This is a genomic window from Leptospira weilii, assembly GCF_006874765.1.
Lineage (GTDB): Bacteria > Spirochaetota > Leptospiria > Leptospirales > Leptospiraceae > Leptospira > Leptospira weilii.
On the sequence record NZ_CP040840.1, the window covers coordinates 520001 to 542948 of the forward strand.

The following is a 22948-nucleotide window of genomic DNA, read 5'->3' on the forward strand; positions in this document are numbered from 1 at the left end:
CGAAGTGATTCGACCCGCTAAAAGTGCGGGACCTTGGTCCTCCTTGATCGGAGAAATTGGCTCTTTTATACTCGTAGCGATTTTGATGAAATACGCTTTGTTCGGATTTAGAACCGTAAAAACCGAATTGTCCGAAGTTCAACGTTATGCGAAATTGGGAGGATGGAGTCTGAATATACAAACTTTAGAACTTGTTCTCTCTAAAGAATACCAATACTTGCTCGGATACGACGATGCCAAGGAATCCAAAACCTTACACTTGTCCACGTTCTTAAATACTTATGTTGTCGATGAGAAAGATAAGGCCCATATCCTCGACATTCTCGCAAAAAGCCAGACACAAAAGGAAATTACGGATTGCACCGTAGAGTTCGTTTATCAAATCCGAAGAAAAGACGGACAACATAGATTCCTTGCCGGGAAGGGAAAATTTAGAGATTCGACCGTCGGTATCGGAACGGCCCAAGACATCACGGAAAGGCATCTGGCGGAAGAGGCTCTTCGTCCCGCTCAGGAAATTTACTCGAAGGTGTTCACCTTCAGTCCGATTGCGACGACGATTTCATCCGCGCATGATGGAAGATACGTCGAGGTCAACGATAGTTTTTTGAACCTGTTCGGATTTACGAGAGAAGAAACAATCGGAAAGACGAGTATAGAATTGAACATTTGGCCCGATCCGGCTCAAAGAAAAGAATATTTCGATAAATTGTCTCAAAAGAACGTACTCGTGGATGAGGAGTTGATTTTCCATGGTAAAAACGGAAAAATTATTCACGCGGAATGTTACAGCACGTTAGCTGAAATCAACGGAAAACTTTGTGCGATCAATCTTGTAAAAGATATTTCGGAAAAAAAAGAAGCGGAATCTCTGAGAAAATTGAATAAGGAAATCTCCGATCAGAATAAATTGATCGAAAGACAAAAGCAAGAACTCGAAGAAATTCTGAAGGATCTGAAAAAAACCCAAAATCAATTGATCATATCCGAAAAGATGGCCTCATTAGGTCAATTAGCGGCCGGAATCGCGCACGAAATCAACAATCCCATCGGAGTTGTCAAGTCGGCGAATGATTCCATACAGAATTATTTCGAAAGTTCCACAGATCGAATCGTTCAAGTCTCCGAAATCCTACAGGGATTGAATGTAGTCGTATTGAACGAACTCAATACATTCATAAAAAAGGGGAAAAAAAATCGGGAAATCTTATCTCCTAAGGAAATTCGCGAGAAAATAAAAAGGCTTGAAGTAAAACTGAAAGCAAAAGGATTCGAAAATCCTCGTTCGGTTGCGCAAGACTTGGCGGAACTTGGTTTGGATTCTTCCGTGGAAGAATTTCCAAATTTGTTTACGGATGATAAGAACGCGCAGGTACTATTACATTTTGCGATTGCGGAAATTCAGGCCTCTCAAAATTCCAAGTTGATCGACATATCTGTGAATCGAACTTCCAAAGTCGTTTATGCTCTCAAAAAGTTCACTCACTGGAGTTCGGAAGGAATCAAAACCTCGGTGGTAATTGCGGAAAGTATAGAAACCGTTCTTACGATTTATCATAATCAACTGAAAATTGGAGTGGAAATCAATAGGGAATATAAAGACGTTCCGCCTATTCAAGCTTATGCGGACGATCTCATCCATCTATGGACGAATTTGATCTCCAACGCCGTACAAGCAATGTCCTTCAAAGGGATTTTAGGGATTCGAATTTCTCGTGTGGGAGAAAACGAAGTGGAAGTTGTTATTTCCGATACGGGACCCGGAATTTCCGCATTCGCGAAAGAAAGAATTTTCGAACCTTTTTTCACTACAAAGGCCCCGGGCGAAGGATCGGGAATGGGTTTGGACATCGCAAAGAAAATCGTAGAAACGCACGGAGGAACAATCCAATTTGAGACTTCTCCCCAAGGAACTTCTTTTTTTGTAAGACTTCCGATCTCCGAAACGAACACAAGCTAAAATGGCGCCTATCTCGCTCTGTACGGGTCGCGAAATAGGCGGAAAGACTCGGAAGATTTTTCTCTATCAGAAAAACATACTTCTTGCAAGTAAAAAGTCTCATTCTTGTCGGAACACTACCAAAAATGCGTGTTTGATCCTTCTGACAGAAAAACGTAATAAAAAGCATATGTAGGAATGGATATTCGCAAAGGAACGAAAAAGTGAAAAAAATCATCGAATCAAAGTTTTGTCGCCGGAGAACATTCGATTTTTATCCCTAACGATTGCGACTATATCGTCTATCGCTAATAAATCTCTGGAACCTCGCTTCATCGTAAAAGGAGCTTCGTAAAGGAGGCCCAAAAATTCGACGGGAATCTGTTTGGAAAATACGATGTCTTCTTGTCTGATTTTGCGGACTACGTTGAGTTTGATTTTCTTCCAACCTTCAAAGTTGAGATGAGTGATTAGAATTTTCTTAACTTCTAAAGTGGAGTCTCGGAGTAAAACATAGAGAGAGGCTCCTGATCCCGAAGAATAGATGTGAAACTGAAATTCTTGGACGAAACCTTTCGTTTTCCAGGATTGTTCCCAGAGAATTTCGAAGGATTGGTTTTTTTCCGCCGGGATTTCCAAAAGAAGACTTTTGGAAGAATTTCTTTCCGGGCTGAGTAAAAGAGAAGAGGTTCTTATATCCGGAGAATACTCCTTGGATAAACGTGTTTTGAGATTTTTAGAATTCCATTCTTTTGTTTCGAAATCTTCCACGGTGATTTGTTTCCAAATTTCCGACGAAGTTCTTTCTTCCGCACTCGGTGAGAAAGACAATTGGAATAAAAATAGTATTACAATAAAAAGGCGATTTCGTTTCTCGGTAGAATGGATGTGAGAGAAGAGTATTTTTTTCATAGAATCGGTTGACAGGCTCCTTCCAAATGTTTCCACTATCCCAATATCGTCAAAAAACTAATTACCTAATCCATAGGAGTACGCAAAATGAAGGGTTCTTCTCTCGTAAGACTCGCAATCGCTTTTTTAATGTTCGTTACCATAGCATTGGTGGCTCAAGAAGATTTGGATGAAAATCCCAAGGCAGAAACACAAGGACAATCCGAAAGTTCTACAAAAACAAAAACCGATCAAAGCTCGACAACTTCGTCGGAGGAAATAAAGAAGGCGGATCTTTACGTGAATTCCAAAAGTTCTTTTGAAATTTCCGCACAGGATGATTCCAGTACCGTTGATTACATCGAATATAAAATCGGCGAAGCGGATTACGCTAAATATACTTCTCCTATCACGATCCTTAAGGAAGGCGTTAACCGCCTTACCTACAGAGCCGTGGATAAAGCGGGAAACAAAGAGCCTGCAAAAGCACTCGTAGTGGTGGTGGACAATACGGCTCCGACCGTAAAAATCGTTCCGAGTGAAATCCTTTACAATCTAGACGGATACAACTTCGGATCCAAAAATGTAACCTATACCATCTCCGCGTCGGATACTCTTTCCGGAGTGAAAGAAATAAAGTATTCCATCAATGGTGGGGACATGAGACCTTACGACAACCAGCCGATCAAATTAGAGAAAGCGGGTGTGAATCTGATTAAATATTCCGCGGTGGACAATTCCGGAAATTCTTCTTCCGAAGCGATTCTCGTTGTAACCTTAGATGATGTGAAACCGGAAATTGAAATCCAAGGAAACACCCCTCTGGTAATCATCGATGGAAAAACGTATTCCAGAAAAGGAAATTCTTTTACGATCAAAGCCGTGGATGGGCAATCTGGAATCAAAAGAATTTTGATTAAAGTAGATAACGCCCCGGATTTCGTCGCTTATGCCGAGCCGATCACAATTGATGCTCAAGGTGAGCATACGATTGAGGCGAAAGCAATCGACAACGTAGGAAACGAAAGTGAAACGAAAAAAGTCAGCTTCTCGGTGGATGTGAATCCGCCTACGACACAAATCCGTAAAATAGAAGCCGGTTCTAACGGAAGCAAACCTACTACTACGTCCGTTGAACCTACGTCCACGACTCCTACTTCTACTACAAAGCCGACTCAGCCTGCAACTCCTCCAGCCAAGAAGTAAAAAAATCTGGCAGGAATGAAGAAAAGCCCGGAATTTTCCGGGCTTTTTTGTGCCTTTTAAGCGTTTCATAAAACCGTAATCGGTAGTGAAGCCCTGGAAATTTTTAGATTATTTTCTTCCGGTCAGCTGTGAATTTTGCGGAAGGTACGACTTTTTTTCTTCCAAAATCGGAATTTGTAAACTATGTCATTTGGAAAATGCGACTTTTTTAATCCGCACTCAAAATTTATGCGAGGTTTGCAAGGAAATACAAACAACAAAAGAATGTTTCTATTGCAACTCGAGGAACGTATTCTTTGAAGAATTGAAATTTTTACAAAGAAGAACTCCTTTTTTGGCAAAGGTGATAAACCGTATTAAGTTGCAGTCCGTTTATTTGCTTTCGATTTATCTTTGCTTGGGCATGAAAAAAGAATTAAGATCTTGGAGGAATCTGAACTTTTCCGGAATTATGCTTATGCCTTCCACAAAAACCAAATGGTATACCCAAAATAAACGGAGGCCGTTTGAGTCCTGCGACTTCGCTCTGAAACGATTACAGAATATTCTTCCCTTTCCGTTGCTACATCCGATTGAAAAGATAAGCGATGAAAAGCAGGCGGGTAAGAGTTTTGTAGACCGTTTTATGCACGCAAGACTTGCTTTTCGAATCAAAGAGGAATATAAGGGAAAGTTAAGAGGAAATTATCTTCTGGTCGATGACGTGTTTACCACGGGCGCTTCCGCAAATGAGTTGGCAAGAATTCTCATTCAAAATGGAGCCGAATCTGTTCGAATTTTGACTTTGGTTCGAACAGAAGGGAAAGGAGGTGAAATCGAAAAAGACATTACGAATGTTTAGATATCTATAACTTGACTTAAGTCGAATATGGAGCCACGTAAAATCATTCATGTAGATATGGATGCATTCTATGCATCCGTCGAACAAAGGGACTTTCCTGAATACAAAGGAAAACCGTTAATTGTGGGCGGTCCTCCTAATGGTAGATCCGTTGTCGCTGCCGCTTCTTACGAGGCTCGTAAATTCGGGGTTCGTTCCGCAATGCCTTGTTCCAAAGCGGCTCAACTTGCGCCTCAAGCGATTTTTGTACCTCCCCGTTTTAAAGTATATAAGGAAGTTTCCAATCGAATTCGTGAAATCTTTTTGGAATACACGGATCGTGTTGAAATGCTTTCCTTGGACGAAGGATACTTGGACGTCACATTCAATAAAAAGAATATTCCGTTTGCCGTAACGATCGCCAAAGAGATCCGCTCTGAAATTTTTAAACGCACAGAGCTGACCGCTTCCGCTGGCGTCGGTAACTCCAAATTTATCGCCAAACTCGCTTCTGAAAAAAACAAACCGAACGGACTCACCGTAGTTCTACCCGACGACGTGATCGCTTTTATCGACCCTCTGCCTGTAAGTAGTTTCCACGGCGTAGGGAAGGTCACGGCTCAGAAGATGAAGGAGCTTGAAATTTATACCGGAAAAGATCTTAGGGCAAAAAACATAGACGAACTCATTCAACATTTTGGAAAGATGGGGATCTACTATTATAAAATTTCCAGAGGAGAAGACGAGAGAGAGGTAGAGTCTTGTCGGGAACGAAAGTCTTTGGGTGCGGAAAATACGTTCGATCAGGATAAAATAGATCGGGAAGACCTGCTGCAACAACTAAGGGAAGTTGCGGTCGAAGTAGAAAGAAGATTAAAAGAAAGAGATTTTGCCGGTAAAACTTTGACTCTCAAAATCAAATTTCAAGATTTTAAACTAAGAACAAGGTCGAAAACTTTATCGGAACCTATTTTTAGTGCGGATGAACTTTATTCCGTAGCGGCGGAACTTTTTGAGGAATTTTTTGAGATCAAAAACGGAAAACAAGTTTCGATTAAAGCAATTCGGCTTTTAGGGATTAATCTTTCTCATCCTAATTCAACAGACGAAGAACCAATGCTGTTTCCAAATTTATAATATTCAAAAAATTAAACTTTTCTCAGAATTTAAATTTACTATTAATCCCTATAAAATAGAATACCGTTAATTTGAGCATAAATCCCGCGTTTAGACACTCTATTATATTGAGATAAGCAACATCGACGACTTTTAGTATTCGGGAGTTGGTTATATAATCGAGTTCGTTTATCCGGATTCCGTTACAAAAAGCTGATTCTGCTATAGGTTCGAACCATAACCTTATCCACAAATACTCGGATCCGAAGATAAATCTGTCGGAATTGCGTGAAAATATTATAATATATTAATATTTTAGACAGGACATTCCTAACTACGATAACTCAAATTTGACTCGGGAAATCTCCCGGTTTTGTTCTCCAGCGTCTGTGAACCCAGAAGTATTGTTCGGGATAAAGTTTTACTTCTTCTTCTAAGGCTTTTGTCCAGACCTCCGTGTAATGACGAATGGCCGTTTCACGATCTGGAAACGCTTTTTTATCTACATAACCTAAGTCTTTAACTCGAACAATTACCTTCCCATTCTCACCGCAGAGAACCGAATACAAAAGCATTTTTGCTCCCGTGAGATAAGCCATCAAAGCGGGACCTTGATAGGTGGACGCGGGGCGGTTGAAAAAGTTTACGAAAATACCGACTTTACCGGCGTTTTGATCTGAACCGAATCCTACCCAATAACCTTGCTTTAACATCTTGGTTACTTGACTGGATTCTTCCGTGGAAACAAGTTTGATTCCGTTTTTCGTTCTGAGCTTGTAGATCAATTTATCCACGAACGGATTTCTTACTTTTTTATAAATCCCTCCGCCTTTCATACGAATTCCCATAAATTGAACTAAAATTTCCCAGGTTCCGAAGTGGCCCGAAATCAAAACGACTCCGATACCTTCTTCGTTTGTTTTCTTTTCAATCGCTAAAGATTCGGGATCATAAACGAGATAACGATCCATCCATTTTTGATTCAAACGAGGAGCAAACAAAGTGCCCGCGACAAGATTTCCAATGTGAAGAATGCTCTTCCAAACGAGTTCTTTTTTTTGTGTTTCCGTATATTCGGGGAACGCGTGAGTAATATTTTCGTACGCAATTTTTCTGTGTTTTTTTGCAAACGGATAAAGAAGGAAAACCAGGAACCTTCCATATAAAAGACAGAAACGATATGGTAGGATTCGGAACGGAAGATAAAATAAATAAACAAAGATAAATGATGGTATATAACGAATCAAGAGGACTCCGAGATCATTCTTTTAATACAAAAGGAACGATTACTGCCTGGATTGACAAGCAAAAGATCGACCATTTAGAGACAGAAGAAATGGTTTCATCATTTGGCTTTTCTACGGAAAATTCTGTATATAAGGCGGGTTTACGGTAAGCTTACTGAGTTCCCGCTATTTGTAGAAAGATATTTTTCCTTTCTATCAAGTCAAAAAAAGGTCAACGTTTTCTAGGCAAGATTACCATTTTGTCTAAGGAAAAAAATCCACGTTTTGAAAATGAAAGCTCCGGGAGTTGACCTTAAAGGGCGGGTCGGAAATTCTGGAATTTGTCTTTTTATTTTTTTACGATCTTATTGTTTGCTCGAAGAAAAACCTTGTACTTGAAAGAACCCATGGACAATTTGAAAACTTCCGTACATGAAATTTATCTTTCTCTTTCCGGAGAGGGAATTTCGACGGGCATCCCGACAGTATTCGTACGTATGGCGGGATGTTCTCTTCGGTGCGGAATGGTGACCGGAAAAAAATTGTGGTGCGATACGCCGTATGCTTTGTCTCCGAGCGCTGGTGAGGAAATGGATTTGAAACGGGTTTTGAATCGAATTCAGGAATTGAGTCCGATATGCACACAGGTTCTTTTAACCGGAGGAGAACCTCTCGAAGGAAGGAATCGAGATTTCAGCCTCGCTTTAGGTGACGAAATTTTTAGAACTAGAAAATCCTCCAATTCATATCCGAGGCCGAGAGTGGAAACTAATGGGGCGGAATCCATCGAGGGATTGGATCAGTTCGTTTTTACTTTGGATTATAAGCTTCCGGGTTCGGGAATGGAAAGTCGGATGAATTTAAGAAATTTAGAAATTTATAATAAACGAAAGAACGAATTGGATGAGATTAAGTTCGTGATCCGCGATAGAAACGATTTTGAAAGATGTCTCGAAGTGATTGAAGCTCATCGACTGTCCGGAAACCTCCTGGCTTCTCCGGTACAAGGGGAATTGTCTCCCGAAATTCTTTCAGAATGGTTGAAATCCTCTTTAAGTTCGGGACTTCGCCTTTCCCTTCAAACTCATAAATACATTTGGGGCGATAAGAGGGGAGTTTAGTTGGAAGGCGCTTTACAACTCAGCCTCGATTTCGAATCCAAATCGCGTTCGGGATATAGAGGGGATTTTTGTTATCTTACTAATTCTCCGGAGTCTGGAATTGGAAAAATCGTCTCTTCGATCGATGGGAGGGTTACGATCGAGTTTGCGGCGATCTCTTCTAAAAAGACGGTTTCGGAAAATTCCCCGTATTTAAAAATTCTTCCGGATTATCCCTCTCCTTTGAGAAACGTAAGTCAGCAGGGAGAATTGATGGATCTCGCCTTGACCGCGTACGAGTTAAAGTTGACCCACGCATTCGATAAACTTTCCGCGCTTTCCAATTCGAGAACTAGGCTTCTTCCGCATCAGATCGAGTCGACTTACATCGTAGTCAATAGTCTTCGTCCTCGTTTTATTCTCGCGGACGAAGTCGGTCTAGGAAAAACGATCGAAGCCGCTCTTGTTATGAAGGAGCTGATCTTTCGAAGAGGTTACAAAAAAGTTTTGATCGTAACACCTTCTCCGCTTTTGGTTCAGTGGCAGCAAGAGTTAAAAAATAAGTTTAACGAAGATTTTGAAATTGTTAAGCGAAGGAATTTTAGCACCGACGGCGACAAAAACTGGAAAAATTTTCAACACATCATCACTTCCGTAGACTTTATCAAAAATCCGAAGTACGCAGAGGAAATTCTCAAAACGAAGTGGGATATTGTTATCTTCGACGAGGCTCATAGACTCAGAAGGGATTATCATAAAATTACTCGCTCTTATCTTTTTGCCGAAAAAATCTCCAAAAAGTGCGAATGTCTTCTTCTCCTGACCGCGACTCCATTTCGAGGAAAACTCGAAGAGCTTTATTATCTTATGCATCTGATTGATCCGAATATTTTAGGTCCGTACCATACATTCGTAAACGATTATATTCTAGGAAACAAAACCGACCTCAAAGATAAAATCTCCAAGGTTCTTTTAAGAAGAAGAAAGATAGAGGTCGGCGGGTTTACGAAACGATTCGCTAAAACGGTAAGAATCGAACTTTCTGCCGTTGAAAGGGAATTTTACGAAGAGACCACGAATTACGTTAGACGAGAATACAATCTTGCGATGAGAACACAAAACCGGGCGATCGGATTCGTAATGATCGTATTCCAAAAGTTGTTGGATTCTTCCGTGTTTGCGCTTATTTCTGCCCTTACCAAAAGAAAGTTCCTTTTGGAAAATCGTTTTCATCATATTCAGCAAATGGAATCTAAATTGGAAGAATGGGATTTGGACGAAACCGAGGACGTGGAAGAATTTGTTTCCGGTTTGGACGAATCCGTGCAACTTGATCTTCAAAGTTTAAAAAGGGAGCTTCTTTCTTTGAATCGACTGATTCTTTTGGGAAAAAAAATCAAAGAAGACAAAAAGTCGATCAAGTTAAAAGAAACGATCCTCAAGCTTCGAAAAGAAGGACATTCGAAATTTATCATATTTACACAATTTAGGACGACTCAGGATTTCTTGGCTGGCGTTCTTTCCGATTTTCAAGTCACCCTGTTTCACGGCTCTCTCAGCGCAGACGCAAAGGAAAATGCGATCGTAGAATTTAAAACGAAAACGGAAATTCTGATCTGCACGGAGGCGGGCGGAGAAGGAAGAAATCTCCAATTTGCGAACGTTCTATTCAATTACGATCTGCCCTGGAGTCCGCTCAAAATCGAACAAAGAATCGGGAGGATTCATAGGTTCGGTCAGAAGGACAACGTGTTTATCTTCAACTTTGCCAGCAAGGATACTGTTGCGGAAAGAGTTTTGGAAGTGCTCACGAATAAAATTCGTCTTTTTGAAGAATCGATCGGGTCTTCAGACGAATTACTCGGTGCAATCGAGGACGAATTGGATTTTAATTCTTCCTTTATGAAATTTGTCACCGGAAATAAATCCAGAACGGAAATGGAGGAGGAGATTGATAATCGTATCAAAATCGCCAAGAAAGGTTTTGAAAAGTTAGGCGCTCTTGTAACTCCGAAACTGATTGACTTTAATCTTTTGGATTATTACAATCACACGCTCGAAGAACGTTCGTTTAATAATACTCACTTGGAGGAATTTGTTTCTCGTTTTACCAAGATCTTTCCGGAAGAAGCGGGTTTTAAACTGATTCGGAAAAAACCTCAGATTTACGAGATCGATTCTTCCCAGTATAAGGGGAAATACGGAACCTTCGATTCTGAACTCGCGCTTCAGAACGATAGCTTGGAGTTTTTGGCCTTCGGGCACCCGTTGATCGACAAAACCGTTTCGTACCTGATTCAGAACCAAAAAGGGTGGAGTACTTCCTTTCATTCCGTTTCCAATAAAGAATATTATGTTTTTCTTGTGGAGTTTCAGTTTACCCTCAATCGAGCGGAACTTTTTTATTTCGAGACGAATCCGAAAACAGGTTCCGTGAGGCAAGTCGAAGAGCTACCCGAAGAACTTAGAAAATCTCATTCTCTCTCAGAGTCTTCTGTTTCCACGTCTTCTCATGCCGGACTTCCTACCAATTTAGAAGAAAGCTTAATTCGGACCTTTTTGGTTTTGGATGAAATTGTTGAATTTAGAAAAAAGGAACTCGGGGATCAAACTTTGGATCTTTTCCAAAAGGAAGAATTCAAAATCAGAACGAGCAACCAAAACACGCTTCGACAGCTCGAAGAAAAATTAATGCGTCAAGAGGCGGCTTTCAAATGGGAAGGAAAGCCCGAAAAAAAATCGGCAATGAATCGGACTCGGAACGAGATTCAAAAGGTGAAGGAAGATTTTGATCTTGAGCTTCGTAAGGTGAGAAACGGTAAAACCATTCAGCATCGTTTTCAGCTCTTTCAAGTGTATCTTCCGAACCGAGTCTAGAAGAGTTTTCCTGCTCGACATCCGATTTTAATCGAAGTTTCTGGATCTTAGTAATTGGAACGGAGTCGACGACGTGAAACTTTCCTTAGATTGGATGAATGATTTTACACCTTTGAAGGAGGTGGGGCTCGATGTGATTTTAAAGAAGATCGCAGTCTCCGTTTGCGAGATTGACAGTGTCATACCGTTTCGTCCCGAACTGGACTTCGTAAAAATTGTAAGAATCGAATCTTTGGACAAACATCCTTCCGCGGATAAACTTCAGATTGCGGAAGTGTTCGACGGAAGTTCTAAATCTCAAATCGTAACTGGAGCGACTAACGTAAAAGCGGGAGATTTAGTTCCTCTTGCGGTTCCGGGGGCGAAACTGGGAGATAGGGAAATTTTAGAATCGGAGCTCAGAGGAGTCAAAAGTTCGGGAATGCTCTGTTCGGAAAAGGAACTTTCCTTGTCGGAAGAAAGTAGCGGGGTCTGGATTTTGAACGGAATCGAAGAAGCCGAGATTGGCAAAACGATTCGCTCTTTATTACATTATGAAGATATTATATTTGATATCGATAATAAATCTATAACACACAGACCGGATCTTTGGAGTCATTTCGGTTTTGCGAGAGAACTCGCTTCCCAACTTCGATTGCCTGTTGTGTTCAATCCGTTCGAATCTCTTTGGAACTTTGATCTTTCGGTCGAACTTCCAAGAGTATTAGAAAATCAGAATGCGCATTCCTATTACGCCTCTTCGATTTGCGAGATTTCCGTAATTCCTTCCAAAAGAAAATTTCAATCTAGATTGCAGAAATGCGGGATTCGAGTTATCAACAATATTGTAGACGTTTCCAATTACGTGATGCTGGAGATGGGGCAGCCGACTCATTTTTTTGATAAGAAGTTTTTGGAAAGTCAAGGTGGGGTTTCTCTTGAAGTTTCTTACGCGAAGAAAGGGGAAAGCTTTGCACTTTTAGACGAAACGTCACCTTCTTTGGAAGAAGAAATTCTTCTCATTCGTAATCAAGGAAAACCGGTTGCGGTCGCCGGTGTCATGGGTGGAAAGGAATCCGCCGTTCAAAATACTACGACGGAAATCGTGATGGAATCCGCCGTGTTTGCAAGAGAAAAAATTCGTAAATCCATTCGTTCCACTGGAATTCGTTCCGATTCTTCCGTTCGTTACGAAAAGGGACTCGAAGCTACTACGACTCTTCCTGTAATTCGTCGCGCCCTCAATCTTTTGAAAGAAAACGGTTGTCCGTCTTTGAAGGCTTCCGAGCCGGTCGGATTTTTACATATTCCGCATAAGGAAGTTCGCATCCACACGGATATTCATTTTATCAATACGAAGTTAGGAATTACCTTGTCTCAAGGGGATATAACGGATATATTAGAAAGATTGCATTTTGTGGTTTCCTGGAAGGGAGACCGTCTTGAAGTGTTGGTTCCGAAATTTCGCCATAACTACGACGTGACTATTCCGGAGGACCTTGTGGAGGAAATCGGAAGAACCAGAGGTTACGATACGATTCAAGTGGCTCCTTTGTTAGCCGAAGTCAAAACTCCGATTAGAAATCTGAGCAGGGAGCTGGAAAAGAAGTGTAAGGTATTTTTTGCGGGAAACCTCGGTTATCACGAAGTTTTCAATTACTCGTTTCAATCTCCCAGAGAAAACGAATTGGATGGAGATCCTAAGTTTTCGGTAAAGATTAAAAATGAAATGCCGGAAGAACAATCGGTACTTCGAAATTCTCTTTTACCTTCCCTTTTGAAAAACGTTCGCACCAATCAGGACCGATTTTCAGAAGTCAAAATTTTTGAATTTGGTCGCGCTTATTTTAATATACCCGAGCCGGATAACGAAAAAAAGTTTTTTTCTTTTGCGATTTCCTTTGATAGAAAAAATTCCGAATCGGATCTAAAACTTCTGGAAGATGATTTCCTAAAAGTGAGAAAGCAAATCGAATCCCTTTTGAAATATATTAGTATTTTCGAATATATATGGAAAGCCAAACCGGAAGCTTTCTTTCATCCTGGAGCGAGTTTGTCCTTGGACGTGGGTTCTAAGCAGATCGGAAATTTGGGATATGTTCATCCCGCGGTTTTGGATTCTTTCGAGCTCAAAAAAAGAGTGATCTACGGTTCTTTAGAATTCGAAAAGCTTGTGGAAATTTGGAATGCCAACCGCAAAGTTTCGCGATTTAACGCCCCTTCCCAATTTCCAGAAGCTGAAATCGATCTTTCGATTTTGATAGGAGAAAGAGAAAACACCAACTTGTTTACCGATCTCGTAAAAAGAGAAAATATTCCGGAACTTCAGGAGGGTTGGGTATATTCCCAATTTGCAGGCGGTAACGTTCCGGATGGAAAGAGATCCGTGAGCTATCGTTTTCGATTGGTGAATTACGAGAAAACATTCACTCAGGAAAGAATCAAGGAAATTTCCGATCAATTAGTTGCTCTTGCCGGAAAGAACGGGTTCGTTTTAAGATAGTCTTTGTTTAAAAAGGATATTTTTTAAAATTTCGCTTTTGTTTAGGTAAAAATTTATTTTTACCTATTTCAGCAGATTGTCGTTCTGAAAAATTGTTCGAAACCGCACTCTAATTCTTCCGAAATAAAATTCGAGGAAGTTTTATTTTTTCAGAGTCATTGAGGAGTCTCTTTCCTAATTTTGGTTTGTTAAGAGTCGGCCTCAAAACCTAAAAATGGTTGAATTTATACAAAAAAAACGATTTTTGTGGGAACTCCTACTTGAATTTAAAATGAGTTTGCGCAGTTTTGAGGCCGACTCTAAGTTTCGAGATTAATTTTTGAAAGTATTCCGTCTTTTCGAACTGGAAATACTTGGTTTCGGGAAGGGCATAAAAAAATATGAATATTCATAAAACTGCATTTATTCATCCTCAAGCGACTGTGATAGGTATTGTGGAAATGGGACCGTATTCCTCCCTTTGGCCGGGAACGGTCGTCCGCGCGGATATGAATCGGATTGTTTTAGGGGAGGGAGTGAACATTCAGGATAATTCTACTCTACATACGGATTCGAGCCGGGAAATTACGATCGGAGATTATACGTTAGTCGGTCATAATACAATGTTGCATGGTTGTAAAATCGGAAGAGGTTGTCTGATCGGTATCGGAAGTATCGTTTTAGACGAGGCTGAAATCGGAGACGGTGCAATGGTGATGGCCGGTTGTATGATTCGCGGCGGGAGGAAGATTCCGCCTGGGGCTATGGTCATACAAAAGAACGGAGAGCTAAAAATTTTCGAAGGAAAAGCAAAGCCGGTTTTGAGCGTGGCCGGATGTTTGGAATACATCGCTCTTTCCGAAAGATTTAAAAAAGGAATTTTCGGTCCTTTCACTTCGGAAGAAGAAATTGAATTTCAGAACAAGGCAAAAGAAATTTTAAAGGGAATGGGGATAATGAAGAAATAAGATGTATTGGCTAACTCGAAATAAAAATATCGTTAATATATAACATTAGGATTTTGGAAACTATAAAAATGATATTCTTATTTAAAATTACACGCACTGTAATTTTGTTTATGAGTGGTTATTTGCCTTCCCAAGAGACAAACCCTTACGGAACTTTTATTTTCATAGAAAAATTACCGAGATCGAATGAGATAATAACATTCAGAATGAGGTCTCTTTCTACTAATGCAGGATCGGTTTTGAATCAAACAAAATTTTTAACACTGCTTGACAAAGCCGAAAGAATTCGACCAGACGATAAAATGTTAATGAGGTGGCATTATAGTTCTTGGTATGATATTGAATTTGCTACCTCTTCCGGGAATTATCAACTTAGATTGTATTTAGGCGGATTAGGGCATATGACATTACCAAATGGAAAAAGGGGAGCTGTACTGCTGAACCTGGAGGAAAATAATTGAGCGACTTTTGAATGCTTACTCTTCGTTGAATTATTTTTTGAAATGGAGTTCCTTGTGATGTTTTCCGCTGAATGAAACTGAAATTAAGAAGGTGAATTTGTTTTGCTCGAAAATGTTTCATAGGAAGTGTAGTATTCCTAAAATCCATCGAACAGCAAAAGCGACGTGAGTGGCTTACAACGCAGTTGTAGAATCAACGCGACCTAAACACCGACCCATAGGAAGGTGTTTACTGAGTTTAGGAAGCGTTGTGCCTGAGTTTTCCCTAATTTTGGGCGGGGTGGGGCGAATAAACGTAAGCGCCTAATGAACCCCACCTTTCACTATCGTAAAAAATCTGCTAAACTTCTTTTTGGGAAAAGTTGATTTTATTTTTAGATCGTCCCGAGTTACAGTTGGATACGAATCTTGTCGAGAATGATATTCGTCCTTTTGTTGTCGGTAGAAAGAACTGGCTTTTCTCCGGTTGTCCAGAAGGGGCAACTGCGAGTGCGGGCTTTTATTCTCTGATTCAGTGTGCGAAGCTCGCAGGTTTCGATCCATATGCGTTTTTGCGGGAGCTTTTTAAATCTTGGGAAACGCACCCGAGAACTCTTGCTTGCAAGGATTTACCTCAATTCAGAGAGACTGGGCTTCATTAGGCGCTTACGATTTCTCTCTATCAGAAAATCATACTTCTTGCAAGTAAAAAGTATCATTCTTGTCGGAACACTTGAAAAATACCAGTTTTTAATCCCTATTATCCCAAAAGCTTTCTTAACTTGTGGGAGCCTCTCTGTGGATCGCAACATAATAATCACTTCCGTATTACTGATCCCTATAAAATAAAGTACCGTTAATTTGAGCATAAATCCCACGTTTAGACGCAGAATTTTGGACCCTCTATTATGTAGATATGAGTAGTTACATCGAACTCACGTTTTTTAAGGTTTTGGCAGTGCCTTTCAGATTTTGAATTCATCTTTTCCCGAACCCGAATTCCAAGAAGTTTTGGTGGAATAAGGTTGCGTTTTTCGGACTAAGAAATTTCACTTTTTCTTCTATAACCCCAATACTAAAATCGACGTAATTATTTCGATAAGCGTCTCCTTCCTGAATTGAAAAATCAATGCTTGAAAAAATTTTACCTTGTTTGGTTGGCTTTCTGATTTGAAACGGAAGTTCCTTGTGACCTTTTCCGTTTAACGAAATTTTGAATAAAGATATAAATTCGGAGGGAAACTGAGTGTTTCCGCCAAGTACGATCCGATAATTGCCCGGTATTTTAGTGGGTAATCGAACCATTGCGGAAAGATTGTTGTTCAGTTTGAAGTTTAAATAAAGTGGATAACTGGCAGCTTCTTCTTTAAAATAATCCGAAAATGTAATATCATGGCTCCGTATTTTATCCGTTGAAAGCGGAGACAGGAGAAATATCCATAAGAATAATTGAATTCGTTCTGATTGAAAAAATTTCATCCTTAAGCTCTGTCCTTTTCAGGAATGTCGCTTACTACTCGGACGTGTGAAAATGATACTCGAAAATAAGCGGTCGGTTTTGTAAAAGTACAGCGGTTCTCAAAAATTAAGTCAAATCGAGAAATCCCGACTTACAATTTCACGAATTTTCCTAAAGTTTCACGGACTTTCGGTCCTTTGGATTGTATGTCTGTTTCCAAAAAAGTTCCGGTAAAGACGTGAGCTTTTTGGTTCACGATAAAAATTCTTTGATAGTTGTGAAGTTTCAGATTTTTACCGTCGACCGGTTGTTCGAATCTGCTTTCTAAAAGCGCGCTTTCTATACCGTGAATTTTTGATTTTTTGGGAGGATTGGTCATTTCGTATTTTTGAAACACGGAAGGATAAAGACCAGTGATTGCGGCAATGTAATCGTCTAACGTAAACTCTCTCGGTTGTTTAGAAAGATCTTCCATCGTATAATTGATATTCGTATTGAATGTTCTCACTTCCGGACTTCCTTGGGGATATTCAAAAAGAAAAAAGTTGATTCCTACAACTTCTAAAGCTTTTTTAATTGTGGTTGAGTTATCTGAGTTTGACGCCATTTGTTCGGCTTGGTTTATGAGTTTTGGATCGTCGCTAAAATTCCAATTTTCGTAATCGAGTCCGAGCCCGAGAGATGGAATTTCGACTATTTTCGCGTTTGGATTCTGTACGTGTTCCTTTTTACAATTCAGTATGGCAAGTGCTAAGATAAAGGATATCGAGACAATACGAATTAAATTTTGCTTCATACGATAATGCTCCCAGAAAATGAAAAAGAACTTCTTCGGTGGAAATAGCGAGTCAACCAATTTATTCCAATTCACTGAAATAAGGGAGGAGTTTGTCGGTAGTTGTTTCTTCGGATTTTGAAATATATTCGAAAGAGTAAAAAAAGCCGACCTTAAAGATCGGCTTTTCGGATTTTCAAAAATGAATCGGTTTATCGATTAAAACGCGAAAGAAAGTAAGACCTTAAATCTTGTAAAAATATCCGCGGCGGAAAATCCGAAGAGGAGGAGAAGAAAGAAAAAACCGGAACCGAAAATTACTCGGTTCATGATTGTATCGTATTTAAGGTGCATAAAATAACCGAGGACCAAAGAAGCCTTTGCGGTTGCTACGGCCATCGCAATAATTACGTTCATAGCTCCGAAGTCGATTCCGGCAACCCACACAGTAACGAAAGTGAAGAAAATCAAAGTAGCAAAAATTATAGAATAGGTTTTAACCGAAATGATGTGGTGTGAGCCATGACTTTCTTCCGCATGAGCAGGAGGCGTCGCAGCGCCTTTTAACTTTTCCTGGCCTTTTAAAATTGCGTCTTGAAGAGCTTTTCCAAATTTATTATCCTTATTTCTTGCGATGAAGTCTTGGAGTTTATTTTCTTCTAAAACTTGGGAAAGAAAGTTAATAGTAAACCCCGCGAGAGTCGCGTTGACGATTGCTCCGGCTCCGATTACAAACCCGGTAAAGGGAATCAGAAACCCGATGCTAACGATTATGTAAAGAGCGTAGTTTAAAAACAGTTCCATTTTTTATCCTGAATGTGAACCGCAGAAATTGCGGATGGTTTCCGGGCGGGTAAAACCGCAACCTTAAAGGACATCTTGGCAAGGTCTAAAAAAGCCTCAAGTACATTTCAGCGGAGAATCCGCTTCCTCCACTCGTAATAAAACTTTTCAATTCTCCTTTGCATCGTTTCTTGAGAATTTTCTAAAAAGCTCAAAAGGATCCAAGAAATTCCATAAGGTTTTCCAGATGCAAATCGATCCGGAGTCAAAGGGAGAATTTCAATTCCTCTTGTTTTACCCCAGTCTGAAATCCATTCCGAATATTCCGGAATTGTTTCTTTCAGTTGTAAAGGAAGAATAGAAAGATTCTTACCGAATTCCTTTCTTTTTTCTTTGAGGATGATGGATTTTGAAAGTTCGAGCAAAATTCTTCCCATAGACCATCTATGGTTCGTTTCGCTGATTCTTTGTATTTTTTTCGTATTTTGAGAATAGAACTCAAAGCCGTCGAGTGAAACTGGGCCTTCATACTCGGGAGAAAAACTTTTGGATAGTTCTTTCACGACTGGCTCAAGAAGAGAAAAGAAAAGTTCGGATTCTTTTTTCGAAGGAAGATAAGCGCCGTTGTACTTTCCTTTTTGGTCGCAGATTTGGATCGTACTTCCGCAAAAGGCGGAAACTCCGTGGGAAAAATCATAAAGACCTGAAAAGTCATACGTTCTTAGAACCCAAGGTTCCGCGACACAGGGAAACCAAGAAAAAACTTTCTTTGAATCAAGCTCTTCCCAATTCTCCGAAGCAATGGAAGAGAATTTAAGAATTTTATGTCTCCCTGAAAAACTAAACTCCGGTTTGAGGACAATTTTATCCGGTTCTAGTTCCGAGATTAACATGGAAAGGTAAGGAGGTTTTTCCAAAATCACGGCGGGAATATCTTGAAAACCCCGTTCCGATTTCCAACGGGTCAAAAGGATTTTGGAATTTAGTCTTTTGGAAAGTTCCGCTTTTTGAGGAGAATAAAGAATTTCACCCGAATCATTCAGATCGGAAATCGAACCCCATTCTTCCCAAGTTCGGATCGAATCGATCGGTAAAGATTGAAGATTTTTGTTAGAGTTCCTTTTTAAGAATTGAGACTTGCAAAATCGAATTCCTCTTTTTTCCCAAAATCGGATCCAATTTGGATCGGGAGGTTCGCTTAAAAAAAACGTCGTTGATGTGTCATAAATCGATTGGAAGAAAAAAAATAGATTTTCCAAAGATCGGTTTTTTAAGTCCAGTTTTTCCGGAGCGATATTTTCGGACCTTAACTCTTCCTCAAAAAATCCGTTGAATCTGCAATAACGAGTCATAATCTCCTGAAATTTTTGGTTTGTAAAATCAAGAATGGGGGATCAGAATTTCGATAATTTGGATAAGAGTAAACCTATGAACATCCGTATTTTATCATTTCTGGTAATTCTTTCCATCGCAGGTTTGGGAGCCGCGCCAAAGGTACTAACTCTGGAAGAAAAGGAAGAAATAAAGCAGATCGAAACCGTGCGTAAAGGCGGTTTTACGGATATCGAAGTGGATAATCTTCACTCGTCAATTGCCGGGAATATCCTAAGGATCAATAATCTTCTTGGAAACGAAACCTATAAAAAAGCCCTTCGTTATATCGAGGACGAACCTCGCGAAGCCGTAAAGTTTTTATTCCAGGATAAAGAGAATAAACAATATCTTGAACTTGATTTGGGTCTCGGTCAATCATTTGCCGATTATCCCAAAACGTATCTCTATCAATCTAAAATTTATATTTATCCGGGAACGGACGGACAATCCTTGGACAAAATCATTCTTCAGTTTAAAAGAACGAACGCAAAAGGGGAAGTTTTTATACGAGAGATGAGACGTCTGATTAATAATTCTCCCAAAGGACCGACTTTTTTAGGAGATGGAAAAAGAACTCCGAACAACAATAGTGAAATTCTTTTGGAGTTCTTTTCTAGCCATGACACGGATTTCCTTTGGCCCGATAATCCGATTCAACCCGTTCCGGCGAGCGTGATCACAAAATTGCACGATGCTGCGAATCCTCTTCCTTATAATAAACAAAGACAGATCATTCTTCAATACAAAAGATATTTGAGAAAAGTGGATAAGATGGTAGCTCTTAAACTCCACGCGATGGAGTTGGATCAAAAAATCATGATTTCCAAGATGCTTGAGTTTCATTGATTTTCGTTTTTTTATTTGGAATCTATTCGTTAAAAAATACTAATTTAACGTGAGTTCGGCCTAAAAAAGTTTGGGCGAATAAGAAACTAAAATACGACGACTTCCTCCTATGGGTCGCGTTAACTCAGCGAATGCCTCTCTATGGATCGGCATTCAGGTCGAAACATAGAATCGTTTTCGCATTTGTTATACCGAAATCGCGTTAGATAAACGCAGAATTTTGGACATTCTATTCTGTAAAGATGAGTAAAGTTAAGTAGACGTTTTAGATGAAGTTGTTAATTCGAGAATCGGGAAAAGAGGGGAAGTCGATCTGAGATTACTTTTTGATTAGAAAGTCGCTGATGACTTTCTCTTCGGTGAGATATTTCTTATTGAGATAGGAAATTGCGAGGTTGATAAATCTTGGAACTTCTTTTCCAGCTTCCAATAGATCCAATTTTGTTTGAGTCAACTCGTCGATCGTAGATAAGGCTAATTTACGCTGACTCTGATGTGATTCGAACTCGTCCTCGATTTGAAAAGCCATTCCGATCCTTTGCCTTTACGAAAGGATAGCGTAATTCCGGAAAAAAGCAAGTTACTTTACTTCTATGAAGTAAAGTAGGATTGAAAATAATCTTAAACTCTTATCTTTTTCTATAAATAAGTACATAAAAGAGTCCGTCCGAAACGTAGGAACAATTCCAGCGATCCGCGGAGATTCTGATAAGATCGAATGGTTTTGGGGCGGATTCAAAACTAAAGTAAAAATAGAGATGATATTTAACGTGGGTTTTGCGTAAGAAACCCATGATTCATTTTTCTATGGGAAGTTGGAATTTGAACTTTATAAATCTATTCTTAAAATGTGGGAACTAATGCGCCTCGCAAAAAATTCATAGTGTGAAGCGCTGGATAAAATTGTCATAAGTTCACCTGAACGTTTTGATCTGAGTGAAAGGCGTTACGGCCGAGTACGGGATTATTTTTTCGTGAGAAGCGTTAGAACAAATCGCAATTTTACGAACAAATTCTAAAAGTAGGGACTCCTACTTTTAGAAAATTTTCTCTCATTTTCAACCGCCGAACTCACGTTATTTATGATTTTCGAACGGTCTTTTTCGCTGTTAAATTCTTATAGGAATTCCCACATTCCAAGGTTTGGAACCAGCTTTCGGGTACAAGTTTAAATTTTAAATTGAACCGAGATACGATTACGTTTCCTGATAATCGATAGCAGCTTGAATTCCTCTCTTCTCATCTACGAGAAAGTTGATGAGAAGAGAGACGATAAAAAAAACGGAAACCACCAAAAAGGAATTTCTTAAATCGAAGAGAACTTGCAATCCCCCGACTGCAACGAGACCGAACGCTCCCGCTATCTTTCCGGATAAGCCCCAGAGACCGAAAAATTCTCCCGATTTGGATTCCGGAGCAAAAAGACCTATGATCGCGCGGCTTGCGGATTGTGTGGCTCCGAGTCCGGTTCCGGCAAATACAGTTGTTCCTACGAACACCCATTGTTGCGTTGTCGGAATCCCGATTTCGACCAAAAACGCGGTTAAGTCTTTCACCCAATAGATTAGTAACAAGCAGATGATCCATAATAAAAGCGTAATATTGAAGGTTTTCTTCGCACCGATTTTATCTTGAATGTAGCCGAATACGATCGCTCCGATTGCGGCAAAAAGCTGGATCAATAGAAACATTGCGATCTCGTGTTTTTCTTCCGTTTTGATCTCCTGCGCGCCGTAAATAAAAGCGAAACTGATTACGATTCCAAGCGCAGCCATCGCAAAAAACAGAGACACAAGATATAAGGCCATATCGCGGAACTTGTGAATTTCTTTCATTGTGGAAGTCACTCTTTCGATTCCGATTTTGAGATAGGAAAGTCCTTCCGGCTTTTCTTTTCCTGCCGTGTATTCTCTCAAAAGAAGAAAGGTGGGAACTCCCGCAAACAAAAAGAAGAATGCGGTATAGGGACCGACCAAACGAAGGCTATTGAAATTTGCCATAGTCTTAGGACCCAAAGTATTGACTAATGCTACGGCAGCGATTCCGCCGAAGTATCCGATTCCCCAAGCGTAACCTGAGATTTTGCCCAGATCTTCTTTCGGTCCTAAATAGGGAAGAAAACTGGAAGCAAAGTTTTCTCCGGAGGCAAAAAAGAAATTGGAACAGACAATAAGAATGAAGGCCAATAGATACTGCCCGGGAGTAATTACGAACCAGAGAGCGCCCGTTGAAATAATGCAAAAGATATAGCTGTAAAATAAGAACTGCTTTTTACGCGCGGAATAATCGGTAATTGCCCCAAAAACGGGTCCCGTTATGACCACGAGAAGGTAAGAAATTGCGAGAGCGATCGACCAGAGGAGATTCCCGTATTCAAACGGATTTTCTTGGTTTGAGGAGGAGGGAACGACCAATTGACTGAAAATGATTCCGTATGTTACGCTGATAATGACGGTCGTATAAGATGAGTTCGCAAAATCGAACATGCACCAGCCGAGAATTTCTCGAAAAGGGGCTCTTTTAATATTCTGCATAGGTTGCCTTTTTATTTCTAACTAGAAATTTCGAAATATATTTTTTCGAAAACCGAGTGTCAAATGAAAACCTTAAAAAATTTCTCTTGCATAAGATTTTTAGAGTTTCTAATCTGAATGAGAAATCACTTTT

The 22948-nt window shown here is 40.0% G+C and carries 18 protein-coding genes and 1 pseudogene (1 of these 19 only partly in view); 11 read left to right on the plus strand and 8 right to left on the minus strand.

All coding sequences use genetic code 11. From position 1 onward, the window contains the following. Positions 1–1960 carry the 3' portion of a PAS domain-containing sensor histidine kinase gene (locus FHG67_RS02595; RefSeq protein WP_004499747.1) on the plus strand. It extends 407 nt beyond the left edge of the window, so 1960 of the gene's 2367 nt are visible here — the last part of the coding sequence; the start codon falls outside the window, past its left edge; the stop codon is at positions 1958–1960. Between the two features lie 213 nt (positions 1961–2173). On the opposite strand, the gene FHG67_RS02600 is transcribed toward FHG67_RS02595, so the two are convergent. Further along, positions 2174–2851 (minus strand): flagellar filament outer layer protein FlaA, encoded by a 678-nt coding sequence (locus FHG67_RS02600; RefSeq protein ID WP_004496551.1) that lies wholly within the window; start codon positions 2849–2851, stop codon positions 2174–2176. An 87-nt stretch (positions 2852–2938) separates the two neighbouring features. On the opposite strand from FHG67_RS02600, the gene ompL47 reads away from it, so the two are divergent. From ompL47 to dinB, 3 genes are all read left to right on the plus strand, one after another. Next, entirely contained in the window at positions 2939–4036 is a 1098-nt protein-coding gene (gene ompL47, locus FHG67_RS02605) for a multi-beta-barrel domain surface protein OmpL47 (protein ID WP_004499733.1), read from the plus strand. Positions 4037–4121: 85 nt separating this feature from the next. Then, positions 4122–4877, plus strand: a complete 756-nt coding sequence (locus FHG67_RS02610; protein WP_002556242.1) for a ComF family protein — start codon at positions 4122–4124, stop codon at positions 4875–4877. Positions 4878–4904: 27 nt separating this feature from the next. Continuing rightward, entirely contained in the window at positions 4905–5993 is a 1089-nt protein-coding gene (dinB, locus tag FHG67_RS02615; RefSeq protein ID WP_036075781.1) for a DNA polymerase IV, read from the plus strand. 323 nt (positions 5994–6316) lie between these two features. Here dinB and FHG67_RS02625 read toward each other — a convergent pair whose 3' ends face one another. Beyond that, positions 6317–7219, minus strand: coding sequence for a lysophospholipid acyltransferase family protein (locus FHG67_RS02625; RefSeq protein WP_002556247.1), 903 nt, complete (start codon positions 7217–7219; stop codon positions 6317–6319). Between the two features lie 374 nt (positions 7220–7593). On the opposite strand from FHG67_RS02625, the gene FHG67_RS02630 reads away from it, so the two are divergent. The 6 genes and pseudogenes from FHG67_RS02630 to FHG67_RS02660 all read left to right on the plus strand — a co-directional run. Next, complete coding sequence (locus tag FHG67_RS02630) at positions 7594–8319, plus strand: 7-carboxy-7-deazaguanine synthase QueE (RefSeq protein ID WP_004499748.1); 726 nt, start codon at positions 7594–7596, stop codon at positions 8317–8319. Then, a complete protein-coding gene (locus FHG67_RS02635; RefSeq protein ID WP_004499736.1) occupies positions 8320–11175 on the plus strand; it encodes a DEAD/DEAH box helicase in 2856 nt (951 codons plus the stop codon). It begins immediately after the preceding gene. A 73-nt stretch (positions 11176–11248) separates the two neighbouring features. After that, a complete protein-coding gene (gene pheT, locus FHG67_RS02640) occupies positions 11249–13657 on the plus strand; it encodes a phenylalanine--tRNA ligase subunit beta (RefSeq protein ID WP_004499749.1) in 2409 nt (802 codons plus the stop codon). A gap of 380 nt (positions 13658–14037) precedes the next feature. Continuing rightward, positions 14038–14604, plus strand: coding sequence for a gamma carbonic anhydrase family protein (locus FHG67_RS02650; RefSeq protein WP_004499738.1), 567 nt, complete (start codon positions 14038–14040; stop codon positions 14602–14604). A 68-nt stretch (positions 14605–14672) separates the two neighbouring features. After that, positions 14673–15065, plus strand: coding sequence for a hypothetical protein (locus tag FHG67_RS02655; RefSeq protein ID WP_004499744.1), 393 nt, complete (start codon positions 14673–14675; stop codon positions 15063–15065). Between the two features lie 353 nt (positions 15066–15418). Continuing rightward, positions 15419–15706: pseudogene (locus FHG67_RS02660) on the plus strand (IS66 family transposase); the annotation flags it as partial. Positions 15707–16022: 316 nt separating this feature from the next. Here FHG67_RS02660 and FHG67_RS02665 read toward each other — a convergent pair. The 4 genes from FHG67_RS02665 to FHG67_RS02680 form a co-directional block, all read right to left on the minus strand. After that, a complete protein-coding gene (locus tag FHG67_RS02665; protein WP_004500235.1) occupies positions 16023–16523 on the minus strand; it encodes a hypothetical protein in 501 nt (166 codons plus the stop codon). Positions 16524–16654: 131 nt separating this feature from the next. Beyond that, positions 16655–17299, minus strand: a complete 645-nt coding sequence (locus FHG67_RS02670) for an LIC_13215 family putative lipoprotein (RefSeq protein WP_004500227.1) — start codon at positions 17297–17299, stop codon at positions 16655–16657. Positions 17300–17497: 198 nt separating this feature from the next. Further along, on the minus strand, positions 17498–18082 hold the full coding sequence (locus tag FHG67_RS02675) for a cytochrome C oxidase subunit IV family protein (RefSeq protein WP_002629714.1): 585 nt from the start codon (positions 18080–18082) through the stop codon (positions 17498–17500). A gap of 107 nt (positions 18083–18189) precedes the next feature. Then, complete coding sequence (locus FHG67_RS02680; RefSeq protein WP_004500219.1) at positions 18190–19413, minus strand: hypothetical protein; 1224 nt, start codon at positions 19411–19413, stop codon at positions 18190–18192. A 76-nt stretch (positions 19414–19489) separates the two neighbouring features. Here FHG67_RS02680 and FHG67_RS02685 point away from each other — a divergent pair, with 76 nt between their 5' ends. Beyond that, the gene (locus tag FHG67_RS02685; RefSeq protein ID WP_002629724.1) at positions 19490–20281 is read left to right on the plus strand and encodes an LIC13212 family protein; all 792 of its coding nucleotides are present in this window, start codon (positions 19490–19492) and stop codon (positions 20279–20281) included. Positions 20282–20600: 319 nt separating this feature from the next. Here the strand turns inward: FHG67_RS02685 and FHG67_RS02690 are convergent, their stop codons facing one another. Continuing rightward, positions 20601–20810 carry a hypothetical protein gene (locus FHG67_RS02690; RefSeq protein WP_002629717.1) on the minus strand — a complete coding sequence of 70 codons (210 nt, stop codon included), beginning with the start codon at positions 20808–20810 and terminating at the stop codon, positions 20601–20603. A 667-nt stretch (positions 20811–21477) separates the two neighbouring features. Next, positions 21478–22830 carry an MFS transporter gene (locus tag FHG67_RS02695; RefSeq protein WP_232423439.1) on the minus strand — a complete coding sequence of 451 codons (1353 nt, stop codon included), beginning with the start codon at positions 22828–22830 and terminating at the stop codon, positions 21478–21480. Positions 22831–22948 lie beyond the last annotated feature (118 nt).

Excerpts from the sequence above, each read along its gene's own strand:
- FHG67_RS02600 (WP_004496551.1), bottom strand. The coding sequence starts at position 2,851 with ATGAAAAAAATACTCTTCTCTCACATCCATTCTACCGAGAAACGAAAT.
- ompL47 (WP_004499733.1), top strand. The coding sequence starts at position 2,939 with ATGAAGGGTTCTTCTCTCGTAAGACTCGCAATCGCTTTTTTAATGTTC.
- dinB (WP_036075781.1), top strand. The coding sequence starts at position 4,905 with ATGGAGCCACGTAAAATCATTCATGTAGATATGGATGCATTCTATGCA.
- FHG67_RS02650 (WP_004499738.1), top strand. The coding sequence starts at position 14,038 with ATGAATATTCATAAAACTGCATTTATTCATCCTCAAGCGACTGTGATA.
- FHG67_RS02655 (WP_004499744.1), top strand. The coding sequence starts at position 14,673 with ATGATATTCTTATTTAAAATTACACGCACTGTAATTTTGTTTATGAGT.
- FHG67_RS02665 (WP_004500235.1), bottom strand. The coding sequence starts at position 16,523 with ATGAAATTTTTTCAATCAGAACGAATTCAATTATTCTTATGGATATTT.
- FHG67_RS02670 (WP_004500227.1), bottom strand. The coding sequence starts at position 17,299 with ATGAAGCAAAATTTAATTCGTATTGTCTCGATATCCTTTATCTTAGCA.
- FHG67_RS02675 (WP_002629714.1), bottom strand. The coding sequence starts at position 18,082 with ATGGAACTGTTTTTAAACTACGCTCTTTACATAATCGTTAGCATCGGG.
- FHG67_RS02680 (WP_004500219.1), bottom strand. The coding sequence starts at position 19,413 with ATGACTCGTTATTGCAGATTCAACGGATTTTTTGAGGAAGAGTTAAGG.
- FHG67_RS02685 (WP_002629724.1), top strand. The coding sequence starts at position 19,490 with ATGAACATCCGTATTTTATCATTTCTGGTAATTCTTTCCATCGCAGGT.
- FHG67_RS02690 (WP_002629717.1), bottom strand. The coding sequence starts at position 20,810 with ATGGCTTTTCAAATCGAGGACGAGTTCGAATCACATCAGAGTCAGCGT.